At 43.1% G+C, this 5568-nt stretch carries 5 protein-coding genes; 1 reads left to right on the top strand and 4 read right to left on the bottom strand.

All coding sequences use genetic code 11. The annotated features are described in order from the left end of the window. Positions 1 to 104 precede the first annotated feature (104 nt). The 4 genes from FJR06_RS23745 to FJR06_RS23730 all read right to left on the bottom strand — a co-directional run bounded on the left by FJR06_RS23745 (position 105) and on the right by FJR06_RS23730 (position 2927). On the bottom strand, positions 105 to 1766 hold the full coding sequence (locus FJR06_RS23745) for a ribulose bisphosphate carboxylase small subunit (RefSeq protein ID WP_015080437.1): 1662 nt from the start codon (positions 1764 to 1766) through the stop codon (positions 105 to 107). Positions 1767 to 1916: 150 nt separating this feature from the next. Further along, positions 1917 to 2222 (bottom strand): EutN/CcmL family microcompartment protein, encoded by a 306-nt coding sequence (locus FJR06_RS23740; RefSeq protein ID WP_015080436.1) that lies wholly within the window; start codon positions 2220 to 2222, stop codon positions 1917 to 1919. A gap of 6 nt (positions 2223 to 2228) precedes the next feature. Beyond that, entirely contained in the window at positions 2229 to 2573 is a 345-nt protein-coding gene (locus tag FJR06_RS23735; RefSeq protein WP_015080435.1) for a carbon dioxide-concentrating mechanism protein CcmK, read from the bottom strand. 45 nt (positions 2574 to 2618) lie between these two features. Then, positions 2619 to 2927 carry a carbon dioxide-concentrating mechanism protein CcmK gene (locus tag FJR06_RS23730; protein WP_015080434.1) on the bottom strand — a complete coding sequence of 103 codons (309 nt, stop codon included), beginning with the start codon at positions 2925 to 2927 and terminating at the stop codon, positions 2619 to 2621. Between the two features lie 656 nt (positions 2928 to 3583). Here FJR06_RS23730 and FJR06_RS23725 point away from each other — a divergent pair. Then, complete coding sequence (locus FJR06_RS23725; protein ID WP_015080433.1) at positions 3584 to 5440, top strand: NAD(P)H-quinone oxidoreductase subunit F; 1857 nt, start codon at positions 3584 to 3586, stop codon at positions 5438 to 5440. Positions 5441 to 5568 lie beyond the last annotated feature (128 nt).

Below are 5568 nucleotides of genomic sequence, written 5' to 3'. Positions count from 1 at the left end.
TTCGCCCGTACAGTTGTCAGTTGTCAGTGGTTAGAAAGAAGAAGGAAAAAAATGTTCTCCCCTACTCTCTGCACCCTGCACCCTGCCTCCTGGACCCTGCCTCTTTATGGACGTTGGATAATTGCTTCTAGTACGCGACGTTTGGCTTTGGGGTCAGTACCAACTAAACGCACATATTCGCCTGGATATTCAGAAACATATCCTTCTAAAGCAGCGATCGCTTCTCTTTCAGATGTAGCCTGAATTTGACCCGCAACTGTCCAAGTACCTGTGCGGAAGCGGCGTTGATCTACGTGTTCAATTGCAATTTTTGCCCCACTGGACAACAGTTGGCGCAATTGATCTACTACTTCGGTACTTAAACGGGTGCTGGTAGCTGTCGCCGTTGCGGTTGCAGTTCCAGAACTTGTACTGGTAAATGATTTGGTGCTACCAGAAGATACTACTTGTCCGTTTGGTCTTTGGATAATTGCTTCCAATACGCGACGTTTAGCTTTGGTGTCAATCCCAATTAAACGTACATACTCGCCTTGATGAGTTTCAATGCACTCTTCCAAAGCAGATACAACTGCTTGAGTCGAATTAGATTCAATTGGTTGACAAGTATCCCAAGAACCTGTACGGAAACGGCGCTCATCTACGTGTTCTGTCCCAATTTTGAAACCACCAGCCAAAAGTTGACGGATTTGATCTACAGTTTCCGCACTCAGTTTGGCACTACCAACAGCAGTACCGTTGCCATTACCGTTGTAACTGCCAGCAGATGCAGCAGCAGGGGCTTTAAAGCTAGATGTACCAGCAACAACACCTTCAGGACGTTGAACAATAGTTTCTAATACCCGTCTTCTGTTGTTGTCAATCCCAAATAGACGCACATATTCGCCGCTGTGGTCTCTCAAACAAGACTCTACAGCAGAAACAGCTTCACCTAAAGACCGAGTTGCAATGGCTTGACAACTTTGCCAAGAACCTGTCCGAAACCGTCTTTGGTCTACGTGTTCTGTCCCAATTTTAAATCCTTGTTCTAGTAGATAACGTAATTGATCTACTGTTTCTGCACCTAAGCTATAGCTCGCCACGTCACTGCTCCTTTCTAACTCTTCGACTTCAATGCTTGTATAAGATTTAGCTACGGAAAGATTAAGTTCATCCCGAATAGGCGCAATACACTTGCTATCCGCAGCACAGTGATAACCAGCCCGCAAAGCCTGATTAATCCCGACTACATGGTGAGCAAATTCTTGATCCTGCACTTGGACATCTGGCAATCTATCCGCTTGCTGCTGGGTAGTAATTACTGATCCAGAAGCTACGTATTTACCCGGTGGAATTTCCACATCCTGAATTAAGGCGTGCATCATGACAATGCAACCTGCACCCACCCTGGCATTAAATACCGTAGAACGAAAGCCAATAAAACAACTATCGCCAACGTAAGCAGGTCCATGAATCAGTGCCATGTGGGTAATGGAGGCACTTTTCCCAACCCATACTGAGTACTTCTTGCCATCATCACCAACGACTCGGCCTTGCTCCAACCCATGAATGACCACACCATCTTGAATATTAGTATTTTCACTAACACAAAAAGGTGTCCCTTCATCGGCTCTAATCGAAGTCCCCGGAGCAACAATTACATTTGCACCTATATTGACATCACCAATGAGGTTACAAGAAGAGTGGACAAATGCAGTTTCATGAATGTTTGGTTCTGCTAAACTCCTTGACCACGGGGTTGGGGGTGCCGCCGTGCTGCGGACTACCATTGCGAGATTCCTCCTGAAATAAGCTTTTTGTCAGTGGTCAGTGGTCATTGGTCATTGGTCAGTTGTCAGTTGTCAGTTGTCAGTTTTTACTTCTTCTCTGTTCCCTGTCACCTGTCACCTGTCACCTGTCACCTCTTCCCTCTTCCCTGACTATCTATACTGGTCTTTTTTGCTGTAAATCACACGATCTTCAACGTAAATGGTGTCTATAATTGCCACTACTGCTGCGTCTAACGGTCGTTGTTCATTACCTGATAATTGACGAGCAGCACTGCCACGACTGACAAGTACCCACTCATCCACTCCTGCCCCTACACTGTTATCGGCTGCTACCTCGTATACTGGCAGGAGATTGCCATTTTCATCTATTAATTGCAACATTAGTAGCTTCACACCCCGCAGACTGGGATCTTTTTGGGTGCTAGTTACTGTGCCACGAACTCTGGCAATTTGCATTATTAATTATGGTCTTCTACCGAAAGGGCGAATTGTGTTAACACCTTCCCGGAATTGTTCTACATCTTCGGTATAACGAATGGGGAGGACATATTCCAAGTTTTCGTGAGGACGAGCAATGATGTGGGTAGATAGCACTTGTCCACCATTGACGCGCTTAACTGATTCTACTCCCGCACCGACAGAAGCCTGAACTTCGGAAACGTCACCACGCACGATAACTGTTACCCGACCACTACCGATTTTTTCATAACCCACCAAGGTAACACGAGCAGCTTTTACCATGGCATCAGCAGCTTCGACTACGGCTGGAAAGCCTAGAGTTTCTACCATTCCTACTGCAATTGACATTTGTTTTTGTCCTTAAATTAAATTTTTACTTGTACCAGATTTAAACTAAGCGCGGAACTGTTCTACGGCTTCTGTATAACGAATTGGCAAGACATATTCTAAGTTTTCGTGGGGGCGAGCAATGATATGGGTAGATACCACTTCACCACCGTTGACTCTTTTTGCCGCTTCAACGCCAGCAGCTACCGAAGCTTGCACTTCAGAAACATCTCCCCTGACAATGACTGTAACGCGAGCGCTACCAATTTTTTCATATCCTACTAAAGTCACACGGGCGGCTTTCACCATTGCGTCAGCAGCTTCTACTACTGCGGGAAAGCCTTTAGTTTCAATCATTCCAACTGCAATTGGCATCGCAGAACTCCTAAAAAATTAATCGAATTAGAACTATGGATGGAAATTTTGGACGGGGATGCTCATCCTGATTTCAAAATACCGCCACATCTTAGCTTATGAAACCTTGGCATCTCTGGCAACATAAATTACTATAATAGTTTGTAATAAAATAGATTAAAAAAAGTTAACAAAACTTTATAGGGTCTTTTGTGACATTAAAGTTTACTGATCCCTACAGTGACAACTTATGCTTTATAATTTCTTTATCAGTTTGAGAATTACTATAGTTCATAGCCCAAGCTAATTCTTTGATGAGGAGGATTGGTGAGTGCTATATATGGGATAGACGAGCTACTGGCTATATCTTTCCTGTGATTCGCTATTGCCATAAACAGTGGGTAAAAATCTGCAAATTTTACCAACGTATCTAAAAAACAAATTTAAAAAAAGCAGAAAAATAAAAAATGTTGTTCAACAATTATTAGAATATCTAAAATGTTAAATTATATTTAATAGCTCAACAATAGGCTAATCTAAAGTAAATGTGCTTAGGCATATTGAGCTAAGAAAAGTTAAGAAAACATAGATTTTCTCAAAGATATTGTTTTTTGAGCAAATGATTATTTAAAGGCTGTTTAAGAGAATCGGAACTGAGTTGTCAAGGAAAATATTAGATGAATGAGTTTCTATTTTTAACAAGTTGGTTCGTGCCTCTTTATAGCTTACTAGGGGCAATTTTAACTTTGCCTTGGAGCATAGGAATCATCCAACGTACAGGACCAAGACCTGCGGCCTACTTGAACTTATTGACTACCATCTTGGGTTTTGTCCATAGTTTATTAGTATTTAAAGATATCTGGAATCGGGATCAAGAAAATTTAGTAATTACTTGGTTTCAAGCTGCTGATTTTCAATTATCTTTTGCTTTAGAAATTTCCGTAGTCAGTGTGGGGGCGACAGTTTTAATTACTGGATTAAGTCTGTTGGCGCAAATTTACGCACTAGGCTATATGGAAAAAGATTGGTCCTTAGCCCGGTTTTTTGGTCTGGTGGGATTTTTTGAAGCCGCCCTCAGTAGTCTAGCAATTAGTGATTCCTTGTTTCTCAGCTATGCTTTGCTGGAAGTTCTCACTCTTTCTACTTATTTACTGGTCGGATTTTGGTATGCTCAACCCTTGGTAGTGACCGCGGCGCGAGATGCCTTTTTAACGAAGCGGGTAGGAGATTTGTTGCTATTGATGGCTGTAGTGACTCTTTCTACTTTAGCCGGCAGCTTAAATTTTTCGGATTTGTATGAGTGGGCGCAAACTGCTGATTTAAATCCAGTCACATCAACTTTACTCTGTTTAGGTTTAATTGCTGGTCCTGCGGGTAAGTGCGCCCAATTTCCCCTGCACCTGTGGTTAGACGAAGCGATGGAAGGACCGAACCCAGCTTCGGTGATGCGAAACTCTCTAGTGGTAGGTGGGGGTGCTTATTTTCTCTACAAAGTTCAACCATTATTATCTTTGTCCCCCATTGCCTTAAATACTTTAGTGGTGCTGGGGATAATGACAGCAGTGGGAGCAACATTGGTATCTATTGCCCAAATTGATATTAAACGATCGCTCTCCCATTCCACCAGTGCTTACATGGGATTGGTATTTTTAGCGGTAGGCTTGGAACAGGGTGGAGTGGCGTTAATGTTACTTCTGAGTCATGCCATTGCCAAAGCCTTGTTATTCATGAGTTCTGGTTCAGTTATCTATACTACTCAAACCCAAGACTTGACTGAAATGGGGGGTTTGTGGTCAAGAATGCCAGCCACAACCACAGCTTTTGTCGTCGGTTCAGCAGGTATGGTAACACTACTACCACTGGGCAGTTTTTGGGCAATGATAGCATGGGCTGATGGCTTAGTCAAAATTAGCCCTTGGGTAATTGTGGTTTTAATCTTAGTTAATGGCTTAACGGCTTTGAATTTAACTAGGGTATTCCGGTTAGTTTTTTGGGGACAACCCCAACCCAAAAGCCGCCGCGCTCCAGAAGTTGCCTGGCCAATGGCATTACCAATGGTGACTTTAACTATACTCACTCTATTATTACCGCTGATGCTACAGCAATGGTATTTATTACCTAGCTGGGAAAGCCTCGATTGGTATATAGTTGGATCTTTAGTCGCTTCTACGGTTGCTGGAGTAACTATTGGCGCAACAATTCATCTCCACAAAGCCTGGTCAAGATCGAGAATTTTGGTTTGGAGATTTATCCAAGATTTATTAGGCTATGATTTTTACATAGACCGCATTTATCGCTTAACGATTGTAAGTGCTGTGGCGCTGTTATCGAGGATATCCGCGTGGAGCGATCGCTTTTTGGTAGATGGTCTAGTCAACTTAGTCGGCTTTGCTGCGATTTTTAGCGGACAAAGTTTGAAATACAGCATTTCTGGTCAATCCCAAGGCTATATGCTAACAATCCTCATTGTCATTAGCATCCTCGGTTTTGCCATTAGTTTCTCATTAGGTTTATTCGACAAATTGCCTTTTTAGGTAATGGGTAATTGGTAATGGGTAATTGGTAATGGGTAATTGGTAATATTCTTCCCCAACCTCCCCAACCTCCCCAACCTCCCCAACCTCCCCAACCTCCCCAACCTCCCCAACCTCCCCAACCTCCC

This window comes from Dolichospermum sp. UHCC 0352 (assembly GCF_009711925.1).
GTDB classification, from domain to species: domain Bacteria; phylum Cyanobacteriota; class Cyanobacteriia; order Cyanobacteriales; family Nostocaceae; genus Dolichospermum; species Dolichospermum lemmermannii.
Note: the sequence above shows the minus strand (reverse complement) of the source record. Positions and strands in the feature narration are given on the sequence as shown.

Coding starts and splice junctions, on each gene's coding strand:
- FJR06_RS23745 (WP_015080437.1), bottom strand. CDS start 1,766: ATGGTAGTCCGCAGCACGGCGGCACCCCCAACCCCGTGGTCAAGGAGT.
- FJR06_RS23740 (WP_015080436.1), bottom strand. CDS start 2,222: ATGCAAATTGCCAGAGTTCGTGGCACAGTAACTAGCACCCAAAAAGAT.
- FJR06_RS23735 (WP_015080435.1), bottom strand. CDS start 2,573: ATGTCAATTGCAGTAGGAATGGTAGAAACTCTAGGCTTTCCAGCCGTA.
- FJR06_RS23730 (WP_015080434.1), bottom strand. CDS start 2,927: ATGCCAATTGCAGTTGGAATGATTGAAACTAAAGGCTTTCCCGCAGTA.
- FJR06_RS23725 (WP_015080433.1), top strand. CDS start 3,584: ATGAATGAGTTTCTATTTTTAACAAGTTGGTTCGTGCCTCTTTATAGC.